The 19958-nt window shown below is 62.7% G+C and carries 20 protein-coding genes; 7 read left to right on the plus strand and 13 right to left on the minus strand.

The window, feature by feature from the left end:
• Nucleotides 1-60 precede the first annotated feature (60 nt).
• The 7 genes from AC6CIG_RS22215 to AC6CIG_RS22245 form a co-directional block, all read right to left on the minus strand.
• The gene (locus AC6CIG_RS22215) at nt 61-996 is read right to left on the minus strand and encodes an NAD-dependent epimerase/dehydratase family protein (RefSeq protein WP_437408745.1); all 936 of its coding nucleotides are present in this window, start codon (nt 994-996) and stop codon (nt 61-63) included.
• 5 nt (nt 997-1001) lie between these two features.
• Nucleotides 1002-1997 (minus strand): ATP-grasp domain-containing protein, encoded by a 996-nt coding sequence (locus AC6CIG_RS22220; RefSeq protein WP_498323821.1) that lies wholly within the window; start codon nt 1995-1997, stop codon nt 1002-1004.
• Nucleotides 1994-2734 carry a PHP domain-containing protein gene (locus tag AC6CIG_RS22225; protein WP_437408743.1) on the minus strand — a complete coding sequence of 247 codons (741 nt, stop codon included), beginning with the start codon at nt 2732-2734 and terminating at the stop codon, nt 1994-1996. Before AC6CIG_RS22225 ends, AC6CIG_RS22220 begins: the two co-directional genes overlap by 4 nt.
• A gap of 46 nt (nt 2735-2780) precedes the next feature.
• Nucleotides 2781-3620, minus strand: a complete 840-nt coding sequence (gene cysQ, locus AC6CIG_RS22230) for a 3'(2'),5'-bisphosphate nucleotidase CysQ (RefSeq protein WP_437408742.1) — start codon at nt 3618-3620, stop codon at nt 2781-2783.
• Nucleotides 3617-5518 (minus strand): bifunctional sulfate adenylyltransferase/adenylyl-sulfate kinase NodQ, encoded by a 1902-nt coding sequence (nodQ, locus tag AC6CIG_RS22235; RefSeq protein ID WP_498323823.1) that lies wholly within the window; start codon nt 5516-5518, stop codon nt 3617-3619. The genes cysQ and nodQ overlap by 4 nt, the downstream gene beginning before the upstream one ends.
• On the minus strand, nt 5518-6417 hold the full coding sequence (gene cysD, locus AC6CIG_RS22240) for a sulfate adenylyltransferase subunit CysD (protein WP_018097135.1): 900 nt from the start codon (nt 6415-6417) through the stop codon (nt 5518-5520). The genes nodQ and cysD overlap by 1 nt, the downstream gene beginning before the upstream one ends.
• A gap of 207 nt (nt 6418-6624) precedes the next feature.
• Nucleotides 6625-7854: an ROK family transcriptional regulator gene (locus AC6CIG_RS22245; protein WP_498323825.1), complete on the minus strand. Its 1230-nt coding sequence runs from the start codon at nt 7852-7854 to the stop codon at nt 6625-6627.
• A 223-nt stretch (nt 7855-8077) separates the two neighbouring features.
• Here AC6CIG_RS22245 and AC6CIG_RS22250 point away from each other — a divergent pair, with 223 nt between their 5' ends.
• The 6 genes from AC6CIG_RS22250 (at nt 8078) to AC6CIG_RS22275 (ending at nt 14326) form a co-directional block, all read left to right on the plus strand.
• Nucleotides 8078-9316, plus strand: coding sequence for an extracellular solute-binding protein (locus tag AC6CIG_RS22250; protein ID WP_018097137.1), 1239 nt, complete (start codon nt 8078-8080; stop codon nt 9314-9316).
• A gap of 244 nt (nt 9317-9560) precedes the next feature.
• On the plus strand, nt 9561-10442 hold the full coding sequence (locus tag AC6CIG_RS22255; protein WP_498323827.1) for a carbohydrate ABC transporter permease: 882 nt from the start codon (nt 9561-9563) through the stop codon (nt 10440-10442).
• Nucleotides 10442-11287: a carbohydrate ABC transporter permease gene (locus AC6CIG_RS22260; RefSeq protein ID WP_102764203.1), complete on the plus strand. Its 846-nt coding sequence runs from the start codon at nt 10442-10444 to the stop codon at nt 11285-11287. The genes AC6CIG_RS22255 and AC6CIG_RS22260 overlap by 1 nt, the downstream gene beginning before the upstream one ends.
• Nucleotides 11284-12309 (plus strand): SIS domain-containing protein, encoded by a 1026-nt coding sequence (locus tag AC6CIG_RS22265; RefSeq protein ID WP_437408739.1) that lies wholly within the window; start codon nt 11284-11286, stop codon nt 12307-12309. The genes AC6CIG_RS22260 and AC6CIG_RS22265 overlap by 4 nt, the downstream gene beginning before the upstream one ends.
• Nucleotides 12306-13247 (plus strand): PfkB family carbohydrate kinase, encoded by a 942-nt coding sequence (locus AC6CIG_RS22270; RefSeq protein WP_437408737.1) that lies wholly within the window; start codon nt 12306-12308, stop codon nt 13245-13247. The genes AC6CIG_RS22265 and AC6CIG_RS22270 overlap by 4 nt, the downstream gene beginning before the upstream one ends.
• The gene (locus AC6CIG_RS22275) at nt 13244-14326 is read left to right on the plus strand and encodes an ABC transporter ATP-binding protein (RefSeq protein ID WP_437408736.1); all 1083 of its coding nucleotides are present in this window, start codon (nt 13244-13246) and stop codon (nt 14324-14326) included. The genes AC6CIG_RS22270 and AC6CIG_RS22275 overlap by 4 nt, the downstream gene beginning before the upstream one ends.
• A 37-nt stretch (nt 14327-14363) precedes the next feature.
• On the opposite strand, the gene AC6CIG_RS22280 is transcribed toward AC6CIG_RS22275, so the two are convergent.
• From AC6CIG_RS22280 to AC6CIG_RS22305, 6 genes are all read right to left on the minus strand, one after another.
• Nucleotides 14364-15176, minus strand: coding sequence for an IclR family transcriptional regulator (locus AC6CIG_RS22280; RefSeq protein WP_018097143.1), 813 nt, complete (start codon nt 15174-15176; stop codon nt 14364-14366).
• Between the two features lie 45 nt (nt 15177-15221).
• A complete protein-coding gene (locus tag AC6CIG_RS22285) occupies nt 15222-15605 on the minus strand; it encodes a RidA family protein (RefSeq protein WP_018097144.1) in 384 nt (127 codons plus the stop codon).
• Nucleotides 15606-15641: 36 nt separating this feature from the next.
• Entirely contained in the window at nt 15642-16409 is a 768-nt protein-coding gene (locus tag AC6CIG_RS22290) for an amino acid ABC transporter ATP-binding protein (RefSeq protein WP_437408734.1), read from the minus strand.
• A gap of 13 nt (nt 16410-16422) precedes the next feature.
• Entirely contained in the window at nt 16423-17082 is a 660-nt protein-coding gene (locus AC6CIG_RS22295; RefSeq protein ID WP_102764197.1) for an amino acid ABC transporter permease, read from the minus strand.
• A 5-nt stretch (nt 17083-17087) separates the two neighbouring features.
• Nucleotides 17088-17750 (minus strand): amino acid ABC transporter permease, encoded by a 663-nt coding sequence (locus tag AC6CIG_RS22300; RefSeq protein WP_026168824.1) that lies wholly within the window; start codon nt 17748-17750, stop codon nt 17088-17090.
• Between the two features lie 63 nt (nt 17751-17813).
• A complete protein-coding gene (locus AC6CIG_RS22305) occupies nt 17814-18656 on the minus strand; it encodes a transporter substrate-binding protein (RefSeq protein WP_498323830.1) in 843 nt (280 codons plus the stop codon).
• Nucleotides 18657-18813: 157 nt separating this feature from the next.
• Here AC6CIG_RS22305 and AC6CIG_RS22310 point away from each other — a divergent pair, with 157 nt between their 5' ends.
• Complete coding sequence (locus tag AC6CIG_RS22310; RefSeq protein ID WP_102764195.1) at nt 18814-19872, plus strand: D-TA family PLP-dependent enzyme; 1059 nt, start codon at nt 18814-18816, stop codon at nt 19870-19872.
• Nucleotides 19873-19958 lie beyond the last annotated feature (86 nt).

A 19958-nucleotide genomic window follows, 5' to 3' on the forward strand; every position in this document is an offset into this window, starting at 1 on the left:
GGTCGGCGCAATGCCGCGTGTATGGACGCGCGGCTGCGCTTCAACCAATTTTCGGAGCCTCTACGCGTTCACGCTCCCACCCTGAAAATCCGTCAGGCCGGTCATCGATTTCCATTCTTCGATGCCCTCACGGAAGGAGAGCGGCGCATAGTTCAGTTCGTTTGCGGCCTTGGACACATCGAGGGCCCTGAAGCCGCGCGGCGGCGCATCGGTGCTGGCGCTCTCGACGGCAATGAGCTGCCGTTCTGCTCCGACGGCATCGGCGACGATCTGAGCGGCTTCCAGTGAAGTAGAAGCACGCCCGCTCCCCGCATTGAAGACGCCGCCTTCGGCTCTCTCCGCAGCCTCGAGCGCCAACCTCACGACGTCATCGACATAAACGAGGTCGACGCTGTACTGGCCCCCGTCCTGAATGACCAGGGAGCGCCCGTTTCCGAGCGTCCGCACGAAGACAGGCACCATACCGCTGTTATGCATGCCGGGGCCGTAAACCGATGCGAGGCGGAGCACCGTCACCGGCATGGCATTGGATTTGCCGAGGGCGAGCAGGCAGATTTCGGCGGCGAGCTTGCTCGCCAGATAATAGCTCGCGCGGTGCACGGGAAAGGCCGGGCTCGCTTCCGAAGCGGGGCCTGCGCCAGGAGCATAGACCTGCGCCGATCCGAACAGGACAAATCGCTTCACGTCTTGCGATGCCGCTTCCATGCCGACCTGGATGGCCCCGTTCGTGTTGATCTCGAAACATCTGGCGGCCTGACGCGCATCGCTGAGATCGGCGGGAATGTAGGCGGCAAGATGAAGGACCGCATCGGTTCGACCGAGCGGCGGGAGGGGATCGCCAACCGACCATCTCTCGATCCGGAGGCCCGAGCCCATTCCGGCTGCCACCCGCTCCGGATCGCGCGCAAGTGCGGTGACCTCGTAGCCCCTGGATAGGGCTCGATCGATCAACCTGGCACCGATGAACCCGGTCGCGCCGGTAACTGCCAGCCGCATTTCCCCTACACCGTTTCGTCGAGCTTCGCAGAAGAAGCAGTGACCAGATCGCCGGGTCTCACTACGGTTTCAGACCAGTGCCGCAATATCGTCACCGGCGTGATCTGCGGCTGCTCGATCGGCTCGTCGAAGACGAGATGGCGGATGCACATTTCCACCTCGTTGAAGCCCGCATGAATCCTGACCGCCGTCGTTCCGGAGAACCGCGCATTGATCTCGAAGATGCGGGGAACACCGTCGTCCAAACGAAACTGGAAATTCGCCGGGCCATAGGCGCCGAGGGCATCGGCAGCTTCTGCCATGGCCTTGTTCAGCGCGGGGAAAGTCTCGGCAAATGCCCTGTAGGTGTTGCCGTCCCGAAGGTCCCTGCGCATGACGATCGTCGCACGGCATTTCCCGTCGAAAGTCAGCGTCCCGGCGGTGTACTCGCTCGTTTCGGAGCCGACATGTTTCTGGATCACGATGCCTGGCTGCTCCTCGATTGCGCGCGCCAGTTGCTCCCGATTGCGCACGACACTAAAGCCGATCGAACGGGCGCCAACTCTCGGCTTGACGACGAGCGGAAATCCGCATTCCTCGATCAGCGTGTCTTCGTCGCCCGGCAGACAGGAGGGAACATATCCCAGGCCCCGTTCGCGAAAGAACTCGGAGGTCAGCCATTTGTCGTTGGCAATCGACACCACCCGCGGCGAACTGATGATCACTTTGGTTCCGTAGGTGCTCTCGATCGCTTCCCTGTTCGCCGCGAGAATCGGAAGTTCCACGTCGGTTCCCGGAATGAGGATGTCGGGCCGTTCGGCACGCAGGAGTTCGCCAAGCCGGTCCAGATAGGAAGGGTCCTTGGCCATCGGCACGAGATAGGCGGCATCCCCCCAGTAAAGCCCGGCCGAGAGCGGACTTGGGTCCCCCACGATTATCCTCGCGTTCAAGGTCGAGCGCCGCAGAGCGCGAATGATCCCTTGCCCGAGCAGGGCGCCTGCCCCGGTGATAAAGACCTTCATGACCGCCCTGCTCCCAATTCGATTAGCTGATCTCTACAATAGCCCAGTTCGCTCAACCGGTGTGCATCGGAACCGATCGAAACGAATGGATTGACCTCCTCGCACAGAGCCAGAAACGCCGGCATGTCGACGAGGTAGGAGGAATTGATCTCGATCGCGATCAGCCGTTCGAGCGTCGCTTTCATCAAGTCCCTGAAATAGGTTTCCGGAAAACGCCCGTGCCGCCTGAGGCTCATGCCGCCCGGGTGCGCTAGGACGTCAATGGGCGCGTTCCTGACCATTCCCATCGACAGGCGGAACTCGATTTCGGCCACCTCTTCATAGGAAAGCTGCTTGAAATCCAGATAGCCGCCGCGTCCGTCCGGGAGCCTGTGAACGACGCCGAGCACGATGTCGCATCGATCCAGCACGTCCTGCGACACATCCAGCCTGCCGTCGTCATCCATCGCTTTCGTCTCGCAGCCGACGTAGACGCTCATATGATCGAAACCGCGCGCAGCGGAGCGGATCTCATCCCTGAACTCAGGAAACCATGACGTGTCTTCGCGTACGTGCTCCGTGAAAGCCAGCGCTGCGAGACCGCGTTCACTGGCCGCTTGCAGGATTTCAAGCGCAGTCGCCTGCCCGTCGGTCCAACTCGTATGGACCTGGAACTCCACGTTCAGTTGCTCTCGGCTGAGATCCCGATAGCGGCAGAACACAGGCTTGCCAGCACGGAGCTTCTCCTGTCCATTCATGCGTCACTCGGCCCTTTGACAAACGCTGCGGCGGACATCTCGCTGTTCACAACAGCGCGTAAGCCGGCTGAAGCCCCTCGGCACCGGACAGGTGCAGCAAGGACATGTCCGCCCAGGCGATGAAGTGCGGGTTTGCGAAGGCGCTGTCCTCCTCCTGCACCGTCTTGCCGTAGAGGAGGCGCGAGCCGTCCAAGCGAACGACCGATCCGCCGGCAGCTTTCAGCACCGCATCGCCGGCGGCCGTATCCCACTCCATGGTGCGGCCGAACCGCGGATAGACGTCCGCCTTGCCTTCCGCCAGCAGGCAGAATTTCAACGACGAGCCGACGGAAGCGTAGTTCATGACGCCATGGCCGGTGAGGAAGGCCTCGGTCTCGGAACTGTTGTGCGAGCGGCTGGCGACCGCCGTCAGTTCCGCACCCCGCATCCGCACGCGGATCGGCTGCCGGTGCTCGAGTGCCCATGCGGGATCGAGCAGAAGCTTTTCCGCCCTGCCGCCATCGGCGACATAGGCACAGCGCTGCGCGGGTGCATAGACGATGCCGGCAACCGGCACATTGCCCTCGATGAGGGCAATGTTGACGGTGAAGTCGTTGCGGCGATTGATGAATTCCTTCGTGCCGTCGAGCGGATCGACGAGAAAGAACGTGCCGCCGCTGATATCCGGAACGCGGCCCGAGGAAACAGACTCCTCGGCAACCACGGGGATGTGCGGAAACGCCGCCGCAAGTCTCTCGAGAATGATCGCTTCGGCCCGCTCGTCGGCCTCGGTGACGGGCGATTGATCGTCCTTGTAGCAGACTAGGGGACCGGCGTCGTAGACGTCGAGAATTGCCGCACCCGCATCGAGCGCTATGCGCTCCAGCATTTCGCAAAGGGGCGTCATTTCTCCTCCATCCTGCGGTCAAGGAATTCCTCGATCGCGAGCGCCAGGTCGGTCGGTTCATGGCCGACGGTGCGTATATGGAGTTCCGGATTTTCCGGGGTCTCATAGGGCGAGGATACGCCAGTGAAGTTCGCGATCTGGCCGGCGAGCGCTTTCTCGTAGAGCCCCTTCGGATCGCGGCGCGCACACTCGTCGAGCGGCGTGTCGACGAAGATCTCGATGAACTCGCCCTCCTCCATCAATTCCCGCGCCATACGCCGTTCATCGCGGAACGGCGAGATGAAGGAGACGAGAACGATCAGACCGGCATCGGCCATGAGCTTGGCCACCTCCGCCACGCGACGGATGTTCTCTACCCGGTCCTCCTCGGTAAAGCCGAGGTCCCGGTTGAGGCCGTGACGTACATTGTCGCCGTCGAGCAGGTAGGTGTGCTTGCCCTGGGCGTGGAGTATCCTGTCGAGCTCGTTCGCTATGGTCGATTTTCCGGAGCCGGAAAGCCCGGTGAACCAGAGAACGGCAGGGAGCTGATTTTTCATGGCGCTGCGCGCGCTCTTGTTCACCTCGAGCGCATGCCAGTGGACGTTGTCTGCGCGCCGGAGCGGAAAATCGATCAACCCCGCACCGACCGTGGCATTCGTCACCCGGTCGACGATGATGAAATTGCCCGTCGCCCGGTTGTCCTTGTAGGCGTCGAAGGCGATCGGAGCCTGTGTCGAGATGTTGCAGACACCGACTTCATTCATCTGCAGCGACTTCGCCGCCTCACGGATGAAGCTGTTGATGTTGACCTGATGCTTGAGCGTGGTGACCGTCGCGCTGACGCTGTCGGTCTCCGTGCGCAGGATGTAGCTTCGTCCCGGCATCATCGGGTTCGCATCGAACCAGATCACATGCGCCTGGAACTGGTCCGCCACGAAGGGCCGGGCACCGGGGGCGACGAGCATATTGCCGCGGGACGCATCCACCTCGTCAGAGAGGACCAGCGTCACCGCTTCGCCTTCCCCTGCCGTCGCAAGCTCCCCGTCATAGGTCACGATCGCCTTGACCGATGTGCGCTGCCCCGTCTTCGCGACGACGACCGGATCGCCCACGGAAATCCTCCCGCAGGAGATCTGCCCGGCGTAGCCGCGAAAATCCGCGTTCGGCCGCATGACCATTTGAACCGGGAAGCGGAAAGGCTTTGCCTGGTCCGTTGGCTCGAGTTCTACCGTTTCCAGATATTCGAGCAGTGCCGCGCCTCTGTACCAGGGCGTATTGGCCGAAGCCGAGATGACGTTGTCGCCGTCGCGCGCCGAGATCGGGATCGGCCGGATGCTGGCAAAACCGAGCTCTTTGGCGAAAGCCATGTAGTCGGCGACGATTTCCTCGTACACCTGTTGTTGAAAATCGACGAGATCGATCTTGTTGACGGCGAGCACGACATGACGGATGCCGAGCAGCGAGGCGATATAGGAGTGGCGCCGGGTCTGCTGGAGAATGCCCTGCCGGCTGTCGATGAGAATGATGGCGAGATCCGCCGTCGAAGCGCCGGTCACCATGTTGCGCGTATATTCCTCGTGGCCGGGCGTATCGGCGACGATGAACTTGCGTTTGGACGTGGCAAAATAGCGATAGGCCACGTCGATGGTAATGCCCTGCTCGCGCTCGGCCTCAAGCCCGTCGAGAAGCAAGGCGAGATCGATTTCCTTGCCGTTGGCGGCCCCGGAAGAGCCGACGCGCCCGAGGTTCGCGAGCTGGTCCTCGAAGACCAGCTTCGCATCGTAAAGCAGCCGCCCGATCAGGGTCGATTTGCCGTCGTCGACCGAACCGCAAGTGATGAATCTGAGGATCGACTTGTTGTCGTGCTCGGCCAGATGCGCTTCAATGTCATGCGGCGGTATGGATTGAACATACGACATCAGAAGTAGCCCTCCCGCTTCTTTTTCTCCATCGCCCCGACTTCATCCGTGTCGATCAGCCGGCTCTGCCGTTCGGACGTGCGCACCGTCAGCATTTCTCGCAATATCTCGGGCACGGTGACGGCGTCGGACTCGACCGCCCCGGTCAGCGGATAGCAGCCAAGCGTGCGGAAACGCACCAGCTGTCGGGTAACCTCCTCTTCGGGCTGGATGGGCATGCGGTCGTCGTCGACCATGATCAGCATGCCGTCTCGTTTGACGACCGGGCGCATGGCCGCGAAATAAAGCGGCACGATCGGAATTTCTTCGCGCAGGATGTATTGCCAGATATCGAATTCGGTCCAGTTGGAGAGCGGGAAGACCCGCATCGTCTCGCCTTGCCCGACCCGCGTATTGTAGGTCTTCCACATCTCGGGCCGCTGGCGCTGCGGATCCCAGCCGTGCTGTGCGCTGCGGATCGAGAAGATGCGTTCCTTGGCGCGCGACTTCTCCTCGTCGCGCCGCGCGCCCGCGAGCGCCGCGTCGAAACCGTATTTCTCGAGCGCCTGCCGGAGCCCCATCGTCTTCATGACATGGGTGTGCACGTTGGAGCCGTGGGTAAAAGGGCCTATGCCCTGATCTATCCCGTCCTGATTGACGTGAACGAGGAGATCGAAGCCGAGCTCTCGCGCCATCCGGTCGCGAAACTCGATCATCTCCCGGAACTTCCATTTGGTATCTACATGCAGAAACGGAAATGGCGGCTTGGCGGGGTAGAACGCCTTCATCGCCAGGTGCAGCAATACCGAGGAGTCCTTGCCGATCGAGTAAAGCGCGACCGGGTTTGAGAATGTTGCAACAACTTCTCGAATGACATGGATCGCTTCGGCTTCGAGCCGCCGAAGATGGGGAAGAGACATATCGCAATCCCTCTGATTTTAAATAATAAAAATGGCATGCAAATAAAAAAGTAGCCGCCTGCGAAATGTTGCAGACGCAATCAAATAATCGTGCAGCAGTTAAATGTGATCCCGCCGACTGGTGCGCATTTAAGCGCTATATCGGCAATATTTCAAGTAAGAATAACAATCCTCATTTCCGCGGACGATTCGCGGCCCCGGTAGCGGTCAGGGCAACCCCACGGCCCGCGTCTTCAGGATCGCCGAAAAACGCGGATCGAAGGTCCGACTGATCGGCTCGGCCGCGGCACCGATCGCAACCGCCCACGGGTCCGTGAAACCCAGTTGCAGCCGCGGCGCGCTGCGTTGCCTCCGCTCGGCGATCGATGGCAGCAGCGGGTGGAGAGCGTCCATGAGAAGGCGGGCGAGCCCGGACGGCATGCCGCCGCACAGAATGATCGTCTGCGGATCGAAAACCGTTTCGAGCAACTGGATCGTCGCCCGCAATTCGAACGCCGCGTCTGCGATCCAGGCAGCTACGCGACGATCCTTCGAACAAGCGATGGCGTCGATGCGGCCGTAGAGATCGCCATCGGCGGGATCGATCTCGAGCATCTTGCACAGCGAGGCGATCGATATGCGATGCTCCAGCGGTGCCCTCCCGTCGTCGGCGCCGCCACGCGGCCTGCTCAAAATCATGCCGATCTCGCCGGCATTGCCATGCGAGCCGCGATAGAGTTCGCCATTGAGGATCAGCCCCGCTCCAAGCCCGTAACCGAGATAGACGCAGAGGGCGTGGTCCACTCCATGGGCAGCGCCGACCATCTTTTCCGCGGTCGCGGCCGCCGCCGCGTCGTTCTGGAGGCGCACGTCGAGACCGGTCCCCGCCGAGAGCCTTTCAAGCAAGGGAAAGTTCTGCCAGGCAGCCATCATCCAGGGATCGTCGGCCTCGGCGTCGACGCCGAACGGGCCCGGCATAGCAACACCCAGACCAACGAGACGGTCCTTGGATTGCGGTGCGATGGCCGAAAGTTCCTGCCGTGTTTCGTCGATCAACGTCAGTATGGCCCCGACACCCATCTCAGGGCCGCCGGCCGGCAGGATTACCTCGTTGCGGGCGAGGACTGTGCCGATCAGGTCGACGGCGACCGTGCGCGTCACGTGGCGGTCGATCTGAAGACCGATGGCAAAAGCGCCTTCCGGCACCAGCCGATAGGGCGTCGATGGCTGCCCCCGCCCCTTGCGCACCGCGGCAAGCGACGCCACGAGCCCGTCGTTCTCGAGCTCCTCGATGATGTTGGAAACGGCCTGCTTGGTGAGTGCGGTCGCACGCGCCAGATCGGCCCGCGACAAGTGCCCGTTCAGCCGCAGAGCGTCGATCATGACGCGGCGGTTGTGTGCGCTCGCGCCTTCCTGATTGGTGCCGCTCTTCGCCCGGATCGGGCGGATCTCGTTCATGAACAAATCCTCTTGACACATCTGGACTATTGAACAAGAAATAAGTCAAGACAATTGACTTATTAAGAGGTCGAAGAACCTCGGGGGAACGAAAGCGGCCCGAAATGCCCGCGAGCGCTCCGGTTTGATTTGTCGACGGCGGCCGCGAGAAGCGGCGGAATTCCTGTTCGGCGCGCGACAGGCGCGCCGCGAAGACTGCAACGGTCAGCTACTGGAGGCGACAATGTTGAAATCCACCCGCAACGCTTTGATCGGCGCGACGCTCATCGGGGCTGGCTTTACCGGCCATGCCCAGGCCGAAACGACGCTGAACGCGCTGTTCATGGCACAGGCCGCTTATAGCGAGGCCGATGTGCGCGCCATGACGGAGGCTTTCGCCAAGGCCAACCCGGACATCAAAGTCAATCTCGAATTCGTTCCTTATGAGGGACTGCACGACAAGACGGTGCTCGCCCAGGGTTCCGGCGGCGGCTATGACGTCGTCCTCTTCGACGTGATCTGGCCTGCTGAATACGCGACCAACAACGTCCTCCTCGACGTTACGGACCGCGTCACGGACGAGATGAACAAAGGCGTCCTGCCGGGAGCATGGACGACTGTGGAATATGACGGCAAACGTTACGGAATGCCGTGGATCCTCGACACGAAGTATCTCTTCTACAACAAGGAAATCCTTGACAAAGCCGGCATCAAGGAACCGCCGAAGACCTGGGAGGAACTTGCCGAGCAAGCCAAGGCGATCAAGGACAAGGGGTTGCTCGAAAGCCCGATCGCCTGGAGCTGGTCTCAGGCGGAAGCGGCGATCTGCGACTACACGACGCTGGTCAGCGCCTATGGCGGCAAATTCCTCGACGGCGGCAAGCCGGCCTTCACCACCGGCGGCGGGCTCGATGCGCTGAACTACATGGTAACGAGCTACACGTCGGGGCTCACCAACCCGAACTCGAAGGAATTCCTCGAGGAGGATGTACGGAAGGTCTTCCAGAACGGCGAAGCCGCCTTCGCGCTCAACTGGACCTACATGTACAATCTCGCCAACGATCCCAAGGAGAGCAAGGTGGCCGGCAAGGTGGGCGTCGTTCCGGCCCCGGGCGCTGCCGGCAAGAGCGAGGTTTCGGCGGTCAACGGCTCCATGGGGCTCGGCATCACCGCGACCAGCAAGCACCCGGAAGAAGCCTGGAAATACATCGTCCATATGACCTCGCAGGAGACGCAGAACGACTATGCCAAGCTGAGCCTCCCGATCTGGGCCTCCTCCTATGAGGACCCCGAAGTGACGAAGGGCCAGGAGGAACTGATCGCTGCCGCCAAGCGCGGACTTGCCGCCATGTATCCGCGCCCGACGACGCCAAAATATCAGGAGCTTTCGACCGCCCTGCAGCAGGCGATCCAGGAAGCACTGCTCGGCCAGTCTTCTGCGGAAGATGCCCTGAAGAGTGCCGCCGAGAACAGCGGTCTCTGATGACGGCTCGGTCGGTCGCGGACGCGTTCGCCGTCCGGGCCGGCGCCCCAGCGCGCGGTCGGTGCGGCGACGGCGTTTCCTCGTCATCCCTGTGCTTGTCACAGCGATCCTTCGGCGCCGCGTCTGCGGCGCTGAAGGAGCTTTCAGCCCAGGAACCTGGGCTGGCTGGTTTCCTGTGAGAGGCACAGGAATGAGGGTCCTGATTGCGTATCGCCGGTAGCTACCGAAGAAGAGGTTTCCATTCATGACCGGCTCCTGGATTTCGACGCGCGCTTGGCTTCTGATGTTGCCGCTCCTCGTGGTGATGACCGCCGTCATCGGCTGGCCGCTCGTCGACACCGTTCGGCTCTCCTTCACCGATGCGAAGCTCGTCGGCACCGAGGGCGGTTTCATCGGACCGGCGAACTACTACAAAATGCTGACCGGATCGAACTTTCAGCGGGCACTCGTCACCACGACCTGGTTCGCAGTCATTTCGGTTGCCGCAGAAATGGTGCTCGGCGTCCTTGCCGCGCTCCTTCTCAACCAGCAATTCCGCGGGCGAACGGCGCTTCGTGCATTGATGATCCTGCCGTGGGCACTGCCGACGGTGGTCAACGCGACCCTCTGGCGGCTCATCTACAATCCGGAATATGGCGCGCTCAATGCCGCGCTGACGCAGCTCGGCCTCCTCGACAGCTATCGCTCCTGGCTCGGCGAGCCGGGAACAGCGCTCGCCGCGCTGATCGTCGCGGATTGCTGGAAGAACTTTCCGCTGGTGGCGCTGATCGCACTCGCCGCGCTCCAGGCCGTGCCGCGCGACATCACCGCTGCATCACTCGTCGATGGGGCCGGTCCGTTCAACCGTTTCCGCTTCGTCATCATGCCCTATCTCGCCGGCCCGCTGCTGGTGGCGCTGGTGCTGCGGACCATCGAGGCATTCAAGGTCTTCGACATCATCTGGGTGATGACGCGCGGCGGACCGGCAAACAGCACGCGCACGCTCTCGATCCTCGTCTATCAGGAAGCGTTTTCCTTCCAGCGCGCCGGCTCCGGCGCGTCGCTTGCACTCATCGTCACCCTGCTCGTGACAATTCTTGCCGCCGCCTATGCGGCGCTCCTTCGAAAGGCCGCCGGAGCTTCGTGATGGAACGCCAAAGCCCCCTCTTTTCCGTCTTCATCCATGCGAGTGCCCTGCTTCTGGCCGTCGTCATCCTCGCGCCGGTCGCCTGGCTGTTGATCATGAGCATTTCGCCTGCCGCGGACCTCAGTGCCAAACCGCTGGCCTGGTGGCCGAGCGACATCGACCTCTCGCGGTACCGCACGCTTTTGTCGGCTGTCGAGAACAGTGCCGGTGCGGCCTTCATCGCCTCGCTCCTGAACAGCCTCAAGGTCGCCGGAATGGCGACGCTCGCCGCTGTGGTCGTTGCCGTTCCGGCCGCCTGGGCCGTGTCGCGCACGCCGTCCGTCGCCTGGTCGCTCTATGCCGTAATCGCCACCTATATGCTGCCGCCTGTCGCCCTTGCCGTGCCACTCTATATGGGTCTTGCCTATTTCGGCCTGCTCAATTCCGTCTTCGGCCTGGCGCTCGTCTACCTCACCATTCTCGCCCCTTTCACGACATGGCTCCTGAAATCGGGCTTCGATTCCATACCGCGGGAGATCGAGAGCGCGGCGATGATCGACGGCGCGCGGCTGGACCAGATCCTGAGGGTCCTGACGCTGCCGCTTGCCGCCCCTGTCATGGCGACCTCTGCGCTCTTCGCCTTCCTGCTCGCCTGGGACGAATTCTTCTACGCGCTGCTCTTCACCTCCGACCAGCGCGCCAAGACCCTCACGGTCGCCATCGCCGACCTCGCCGGCGGCCGTGTTTCGGATTACGGGCTGATAGCAACCGCCGGGGTCCTTGCCGCCCTGCCTCCGGTGTTGATCGGCCTTATCATGCAAAGAGCCCTGATTTCCGGGCTCACCAGCGGCGGCGTCAAGGGATGACCATGAGCATATCGAAGGACCGCCCGGCAGGGCTCATTGCAATCGACCGGGAGATGGCGCGCCAGCATGCCGACGCGATCGCTTCCTACGAGGGAGCGACGGCCACAGCGCAGCGGATCGCCGCATCGCTCAAAGCGACGGGCCGGCTTCTGCTTCTCGGCATGGGCGGTTCGCATGCCGTCGGCCGCGCCGTCGAACCGCTCTATCGCGCCCTTGGCATCGAGGCGGTCGCCGTCCCGCTTTCCGAACAACTCGGCGCACCGCTATCGATCGAAGGCAAGACCGTTCTCGTCACTTCGCAATCGGGCGAAAGCGCGGAAGTGCTGCGCTGGTTCCGCGAAACGGACGGCGGCACAAGCGAGACATTCGGGCTGACGCTCGAAGAGGACGCATTCCTGGCCAAGGCCGTGCCTTCGCTCGTGGGATCAGGCGGGACGGAGCGGGCCTTTGCGGCCACGCGCAGCCTGACGGTGACCTTTGCGCTGCACCTGGCGGTCCTCGCCGCCCTCGGCGCCGATCCGGCCGACGCACTTCACGCCCTCAAGGATCCCGAGGCGCCGGCAATCGACGGCGCGCTCGCAACGCTCGCCGATGTCGGCGCGATCGTCACCTCCGGCCGCAAGCTGCAGGGTCTCGCCGAAGCGATCGCCCTTGGGCTTACGGAACTCTCACGTCTGCCCTGTTTTTCGCTCGAAGGCGGGCAGTTGCGCCACGGACCGATGGAAATGCTGGGGCCTCCTGTCGGCGTCGTCCTCTTCCGCGCCGCCGATCCGACCGCCAAGCTCGTCGGAGCCATGGCAACCTCGGCAGCCGAAGCCGGCTCGCCGGTTATCGTCTTCGACGCATCGGGCGAGCCTCCGGCCGCGGGTGCCACGACAATCCCCTTCAAGCCGGCGGCCGGCATGGCCGCGATCCTCGCTATGCTTCCGGTCGCGCAATCCCTGATGGTCGCCTTTGCCGACGCCCGCGTCGAAAACGCCGGGACGCCGGTGCGATCCACCAAGGTCACCCGGAGCGAATGACGATGCGTCCGCTTGCAGCCATCGGCAACGTCAACGTCGATCTGATACTCGGCCCGGCCGAGCCCTGGCCGAAGCCCGGCACCGAGGTCATCGTCGATCATGACGAACTGCGCGTCGGCGGCTGCGCCGGCAACAACGCTCTTGCCTGGGATTCGCTCGGCGTGGACTATGTGATTGCGGCCAATGTCGGCAACGATCAGTTCGGCACCTGGCTGAAGGAGGCGTTCGGGCAGCGCTCGCACGACTGGCCGGTGGAAGCGGTCGGCACGACGCTTTCGGTGGGCATCACCCACCCGGACGGCGAACGCACCTTCTTCACGACGCGCGGCCACCTGCCGCTGTTCAGCTTCCCGCAAGTGCACTCGATGCTAGACGGCAACCGACTTCGAGGCGGCTATGCGCTGCTTTCCGGTTCCTTCCTGACGGACGCGCTCACCCTTGCCTACGACGCGCTTTTCGACTGGGCGGACGCCCACGACATTGCCGTGGGTCTCGACACCGGGTGGCCGCTCGAGGGCTGGACGGAGACCAACCGGCTCAAGGCGCTCGGCTGGCTGAAACGCTGTCATTGCGCCCTCTTCAACGAGGTGGAGACGACCACGCTTACGGGTCTGTCCGACCCGGCCGAAGCCGCGCTGAGCCTGAAGGGCGAAATGCCTGCGGACGCCATCGTCGTCGTCAAGCGCGGCCCCAATGGAGCGCTCGCCATCGATCGGGACGGCGGAATTTTTTCCGTGCCCGCGCCGCAGGTTCAGGTAGTCGATACGATCGGCGCCGGCGACGTCTTCAATGCGGGCTTCCTGGCGGCACTCGCCGCCGACATGCCGCTCGAAGCCTGCCTCAAGACCGGGGTTGCGATCGCCTCGGAAGCGATCTCCACCCTTCCGCGCCGCTACGGCAAGCCCCTTTCTGCCTTTCTCGAGGAATCCAGGCGATGAGCGCTCTCGAAATCCGCAACATCCACAAGCGCTACGGCGAAGTGGAAACGCTGAAGGGCATCTACATCGCGCTCGAAAGCGGCGAGTTCCTCGTGCTGCTCGGTTCCTCCGGCTGCGGCAAGTCCACGCTGCTCAACATCATTGCCGGGCTTGCCGAACCGAGCGGCGGCGACATCCTGATCGGCGAGCGTTCGGTCCTCGGAGTCCATCCCAAGGATCGCGACATCGCGATGGTGTTTCAGTCCTATGCTCTCTATCCGAACCTGAGCGTCGCCCGAAACATCGGCTTCGGCCTCGAAATGCGCCGCGTGCCGCCGGCCGAGCGCGACAAGGCGGTGCGCGACACCGCAAGGCTGCTGCAGATCGAGAACCTGCTCGACCGGAAGCCGGGCCAGCTTTCCGGCGGCCAGCGTCAGCGCGTCGCGATCGGCCGGGCCCTGGTGCGCAATCCCGAGGTGTTCCTCTTCGACGAGCCGCTGTCGAATCTCGACGCCAAGCTCCGGATGGAGATGCGCACCGAACTCAAACGCCTGCACCAGATGCTGAAGACGACGGTCGTCTATGTGACCCACGACCAGATCGAGGCGATGACGCTCGCAACCCGCATCGCCGTGATGCGCGACGGCCGCATCGAGCAGCTCGCCACGCCGGAAGAGGTCTACGACCGCCCCGCAACACTCTACGTCGCCGGCTTCGTCGGCTCGCCGCCGATGAACATTCTAGACGCCGAGGTGACCGCAAGCGGCCTGAAGCTCGACGGTTGCGAGGAGGTGCTTCCCCTGCCGGCAGCCTTTAACGGGGCCGCCTCGGCCGGACGGCGCGTGAAGGTCGGCATTCGACCGGAGGCATTGCGGCTCGCAGCCGGGTCAGAGGTTCGGCGATTGACCGCGCATGTCGAGGTTGTGGAACTCACAGGGCCGGAACTCGTGACCACGGCCACAGTCGGCAGACAGCACATCACCGCCTGCCTGCCGCCGCGCACGGCAGTCGGAATGGGATCGGCTCATGCCTTCACCTTCGACGAGACGGCCCTGCATCTGTTCGATCCGGAAAGCGGCCGCTCGCTTAGAACGGAATAGAGAGAAGAGCGACCTACCACCAATGCGGAGGCGGCTGTCACCGTCCGGCAGCCGCTCGTGCAGAAGCCTCCCTGTCACTGCGATAGCCAAGCTTCTCGGAGAGCTCGCCAGCTCCGTCGATCAGCACGCGGAGATAGGCCTCGCGGTTGCGCAGACCGTCCTCTTTCGGTGCGACGAGGCAGAGCGTCGCGATGCAGACCGCTTCCGCGTCGTAGACCGGGACGGCGAAGCAATGGGTGAAGCTGTCGACGATGCTGTTGAAGGTGAAATAGCCTTCCTTCTTGGCTTTGCGGACTTGAGCGATGAATTCGGAGGGCTCGAGGCGCGTGCCATCCGGCAGGACGAAATCCTCCTGCGGTATGAAGGCCAGGATCTCCTCGTCGCTCATGTGATCCACCAGGAGACGGCCGGATGCGGTCCACGGAATGGCGACCGGTTCGCCGATATTGGTGGAGATTCGGAACGGGCGGCTCCCCTCGTTCATCAGAACGACGGCATATTTGTTGCCTTCGAGCTGGCACATCTGCGCCGTCTCGCGCGTCTCCTCGGCGATCCGCGCCAGAAGATGCTCGCTTTCGCGCATCAGGTCGAACTGTTCGGCATAGGCCGCGCCGAGGAAATAGAGCTTGCGCCCGAGAAAGACGCGGCCGTCATCGCCGCGATACTCGATGACCCCCTGGCGGACGAGCAGGTTGACGAGCTCATAGACCGACGAACGCGGCGCGCCGATCCCTTGCGCGATCTCGTTGGGGCGCAAGGGCTGACGCTGCAAACGCAGGAAATCGAGAATTTCGAAAGCCCGGTCGAGACCCCTGGCCCTGCGATTTATCGTGTCTTCCGCCTCCGCCACCGCGCCCCTCCTTGCCGCTTCTATTCCGGCCCTTCAGAATTGACCTCAATTAGCCTTGTAGGCGACGCAGTCAACTTCGACCTTGCAGTCGACCATCATGCGCGACTGGACGCAGGCGCGGGCCGGCGGGTTGGCGCCGAAATACTCCGCATAGACGCCGTTGAAGGTCCAGAAGTCACGGGGGTCGTCGAGCCAGACGCCGACACGCACCACATCTTCGAGCCCATAGCCGGCTTCGTGCAGGATTGCGATCATGTTTTCGATCGCCTTGCGGCTTTCGGCGACGATTCCGCCGCCGACGATCTCGCCCGCCTCCATGGCGACCTGACCGGAAACATACAGCCACCCGTTCGCCTCCACGGCGCGTGCAAATGGCAGGGGCTGCTTGCCCGCACCGGTTTCGCCCGTTCCATAACGCTTGATCGTCACGCTTCACTCCACTTCTTCATCAAATTCATTGCTTGCTCAGTTGAACGTCGAGGTCTTCAAAAACTCCGCCAGGCGTTCGGTTCTCGGTTTCAGGAACATCTCGCGCGGATCCCCCTCCTCGCCGATGCGCCCCTGGTTCATGAAGATCACCCGGGACGAGACCTCGTAGGCGAAGCGCATCTCGTGAGTGACGATCAGCATGCTCATCCCATCCTCGGCGAGACCCTTGATGACCTGCAAGACCTCGTTGACGAGCTCCGGATCGAGCGCCGAAGTGACCTCGTCGAAGAGCATGAGCTTCGGATTCATGGCGATGGCACGGGCGATCGCCACGCGTTGCTGCTGGCCGCCGGAAAGCTGCCCCGGATAACGGTCCTTGCGCGAGAGCAGGCCGACCCGGTCGAGCCATTTCTCGGCAAGCACCCTCGCTTCGTCGCGGCTCATCTTTTTCACTTTGACAAGCCCGAGCATGACATTGGCCGCGGCGGTCATATGCGGAAACAGGTTGAATTGCTGGAAGGCCATGCCGGTCAGTGCGCGCTGGCGGGCGATCTCCCGCTCGGACTTGCGCCGGCGGGCGCCTCCTGCCGTCTCGTAGCCGATCTCCTGGCCGTCGATGGCGATCGTGCCGCCCTGAAACTCCTCAAGCATGTTGATGCAGCGGAGCATCGTCGTCTTGCCCGAACCGCTGGATCCGATGATGCTGATCACCTCCCCCTGGCGCATCGAGCAATCGACGCCCTTCAGCACCTCGACCGTGCCGTAGCGTTTGTGAAGATCGCGGATTTCGAGAAGATTGGTCATGGGATGGCGAGCCTCACGATGGAACGGCGGTCTTGCGCTCGACGTAACGGCCAAAGCGCTCGATACCGTAATTGATGACGAAATAAAGAAAGCCTGCGAAGAAATAGAATTCGAGGCTCATGAAGGTGCGGGAAATCACTTCCTGCGTCCGCAGCAGCAACTCGCTCACGCCGATGATGGAAAGCAGCGTCGATGCCTTGACCATCTCGGCCGCTGTGTTGACCCAGGCAGGAAGTGCCTGCCGCAAAGCCTGCGGGGCAAGCACATAGGCGAAGGTTTGCGCAAAGGTCAGACCGATCGCCTTGGCGGCTTCGGTCTGTCCCTTTGGGATCGACTGCAGCGCGCCACGCACCAGTTCGCCGACATGCGAGCTGCAGAAGACGGCAAGGGCCAGAACACCGGCCTGGAACGGCCCGAGATCGATGCCGATCGTGCTCAGGACGTAGTAGCTCGCGAGCACCAGGACGAGCACCGGCGTGCCGCGGATGAAATCGGTGTAACCGCGCACGAGCCATTTGAAGGGACGGAACCCGTAGACGAGCGCCAGACCGACGAAGACGCCCAGCACGGTGCCGACGACGATCGAGAGAAGCGATATCGAGACGGAGACGCCGAGCCCTTTGAGGAGCGGTATCCGGGCAAGCCAGAGCTGGTCGAGAAACGAGAAATCCATGACGGTCACCTCGGCACTGCAAGACGCCGCTCGGCGGCGCGCATAAGGGCGGCCAGCAACGAGCAGGTCGCGACATAGAGGCAACTCGCAACGATCCAGGTCTCGATGACGCGGAAGGTCTCGACGTTGATCTTGCGTGCCTCGAAAGTGAGTTCCGGAACCGCGATCGCGGCGGCGAGCGAGGTGTCCTTGAAGAGCGAGATCATCGTACTGCTAAGCGACGGCAGGACGCTGCGCAGCATCAGCGGAATGATGATCGACGTGCGTATCTGCATCTCCGTAAGCCCGATCGCGAGCCCCGCCTCGCGCTGGCCCGGCGGTATGGCGATGAGGCCGCCGCGAAACACTTCGGCAAGATAGGCCCCCGAGTAGATGGCAAGCGTCGCGACGAAGCTCTCGATCTTGCCGAGACGGACTCCGAGTTCAGGAAGCGCGAAATAGCTGAAGAGGACGAGGACGAGGATCGGCGTGTTGCGGATCACGGTGACGTAGAGCCCGGCAGGCTTGCGCAGCAATGCCCTCCTGGAAACGAGCCCAAAGGCCGTGATCAACCCGATCACGCAACCCGCGAGGATCGCGACAAATGCGAGGCCGAGGCTGAGCGCCAGACCTTCGAGAAGCAGGTCGAACGAGCGCCACACGGCCGCGAAGTTCAAGGAATATGTCATGGAAGAAGCCGTTTCATGGAACAAGGCAGCTCCGCCAACTGGCGGAGCCGCCATTGGCAGGGCTCACTTGTACTCGATGGGGAAACCGATCTGCGGCGGGGTGAGGTCCTTGCCGAACCAGGTCTTGAACGACTTCGCATAGAAATCGAATTCGACACCGGTCATGGCTTCGTGCAGCGCCGTGTTGACGAAGTTCAGCCAGTCCTGATCACCGCGCCGGACGCCGCAGGCGTAGGTCTGGGGGTTCCAGCCATAGCCGGCGTCCTTATAGCGCCCCGAGTTCTGGGTCATGTACCAGGCGAGCGAGGACTGGTCGGTGGCGGCGGCATCGGCGCGGCCGGATTCGAGCGCCTGATAGATCAGGTCGACGGATTCGTACTGGTCGACCGTCGCCTCCGGCAAGGCCGCATGGACCATGTCCTCGGCATAGACGTTCTGCAATACGGAAATCGTCACCGAAGAGCCGGCAGCTTTCAGCGCTTCATAATCGGCATACTCGCCGTCCGCCTTCAGCATCAGGCAGACGCCTTCCCGGTAGTAAGGGATAGTGAAGGCGATCTGCTGAGCGCGTTCCCCGGTAACCGTCATGAATTGGCAGGTGATATCGACCTTGCCGGTGGTGATGTTCGGAATACGAGCATCGGACGACTGGTTGACGAACTCGATCTTCTCCGGGTCCCCGAAGAGCGCCTTTGCGATGATGCGGCCCATATCGACGTCGAAACCCTGGAGCTTGTCTTCGGCGCTCTTGAAGTGCCACGGCGCGTTGGTGCTGCCGGTGCCGAGTATCAGATGGCCGCGGCTCAGAATCTCATCGAGCTTGCTCGATGCCTGTTGTGCTTGCGCCGGCATGGCCGCCAGCACGGCCGCGATGAAGCTCGCGGCGACCGTGAATTTGCTGATCATTGAAAGACCTCCCCTTTCGCTCCCATCATATATTCCGGTATAATGGACATGCGTCCCAAATAACGGATTGACCCATCAAATGCCTTGGGCCATTATTTGTCAAGCAGGATCGGCTACATTCGCCGCCGATCCACTTCGCATCGAGGAAACGCCCCGCATGACACTGCCGATCGAAACCCCCGCCGTGCTGGTCGATCTCGATATCGCCCGGCGCAATGTCCTTGCGTTTCAAGCCTATGCCGACCGGAACGGCATCCGCGTGCGCCCGCACATAAAGACCCACAAGCTTCCGCAGATGGCCGAGCTGCAGCTCGATGCAGGGGCGATCGGCATCACCTGCCAGAAGGTGACGGAGGCGGAGGCGATGGTCGACGGCAGCGCCCGGATGGAGGATGTGCTGATCACCTATAACCTCCTCGGGACCGAGAAGCTCGCGCGGCTCGCGCGACTCAGCGAAAAGGTGACGGTCAGCGTCGTCGCGGACAATGCGACCGTCGTCGACGGGCTCGCAGCTTTCTTCGCCGATGCCGGCAAGCCCTTGACCGTACTTGTCGAATGCAACACCGGGGCAGATCGCTGCGGCGTCGGGACTCCGTCCGAGGCGGCGCGCCTTGCCCGGCGCATAGCCGAGGCACCGGGACTGCGCTTCGGCGGATTGATGACCTATCCGCCGGCCGATGGCGCCGCACGCGTCCAGACCTTCATGAGCGATGCGAAGCGGCTGATCGAGGCAGAGGGGCTCGAAGTTCCCTGCATTACATCAGGGGGCACGCCCGGTATGATGCAGGCAGCCGAGGCGCCGGTAGCGAGCGAGCACAGGCCGGGTACGTATATCTATAACGACCGGTCGCTGGTTGCCCGTGGCGTGGCGTCATGGGACGACTGCGCCCTCACCGTTCTCGCGACCGTGGTGTCGGTTCCCAGCGAAAACCGGGCGATCATCGATGCCGGCAGCAAGGTCCTGACGTCCGACCTGCTGGGTCTCACCGGCTACGGCCACGTGCTCGGCCGCGACGACATACGTATCGATCAGCTTTCCGAGGAGCATGGCCGCCTCGTCTCGGACGGTCCGATCGGCCTTGAGGTCGGCGAACAGGTCCGCATCGTTCCGAACCATGCATGCGTCGTGACCAACATGGTCGACGCGGTCCACGTCATCGAGAGCGGCACGCCAAAAGGAACATGGACGGTCGTCGCCCGCGGCCACGTCCTTTGACCGGGCTCCCCCGTCAAGATGATGGCGCTCTGAGAGCCCGCCGGGGAGCCGAAAACCATTAGTCCACAATTTTAGTGCATTTCTAA

It is taken from the genome of Sinorhizobium sp. GQ132 (assembly GCF_059758575.1).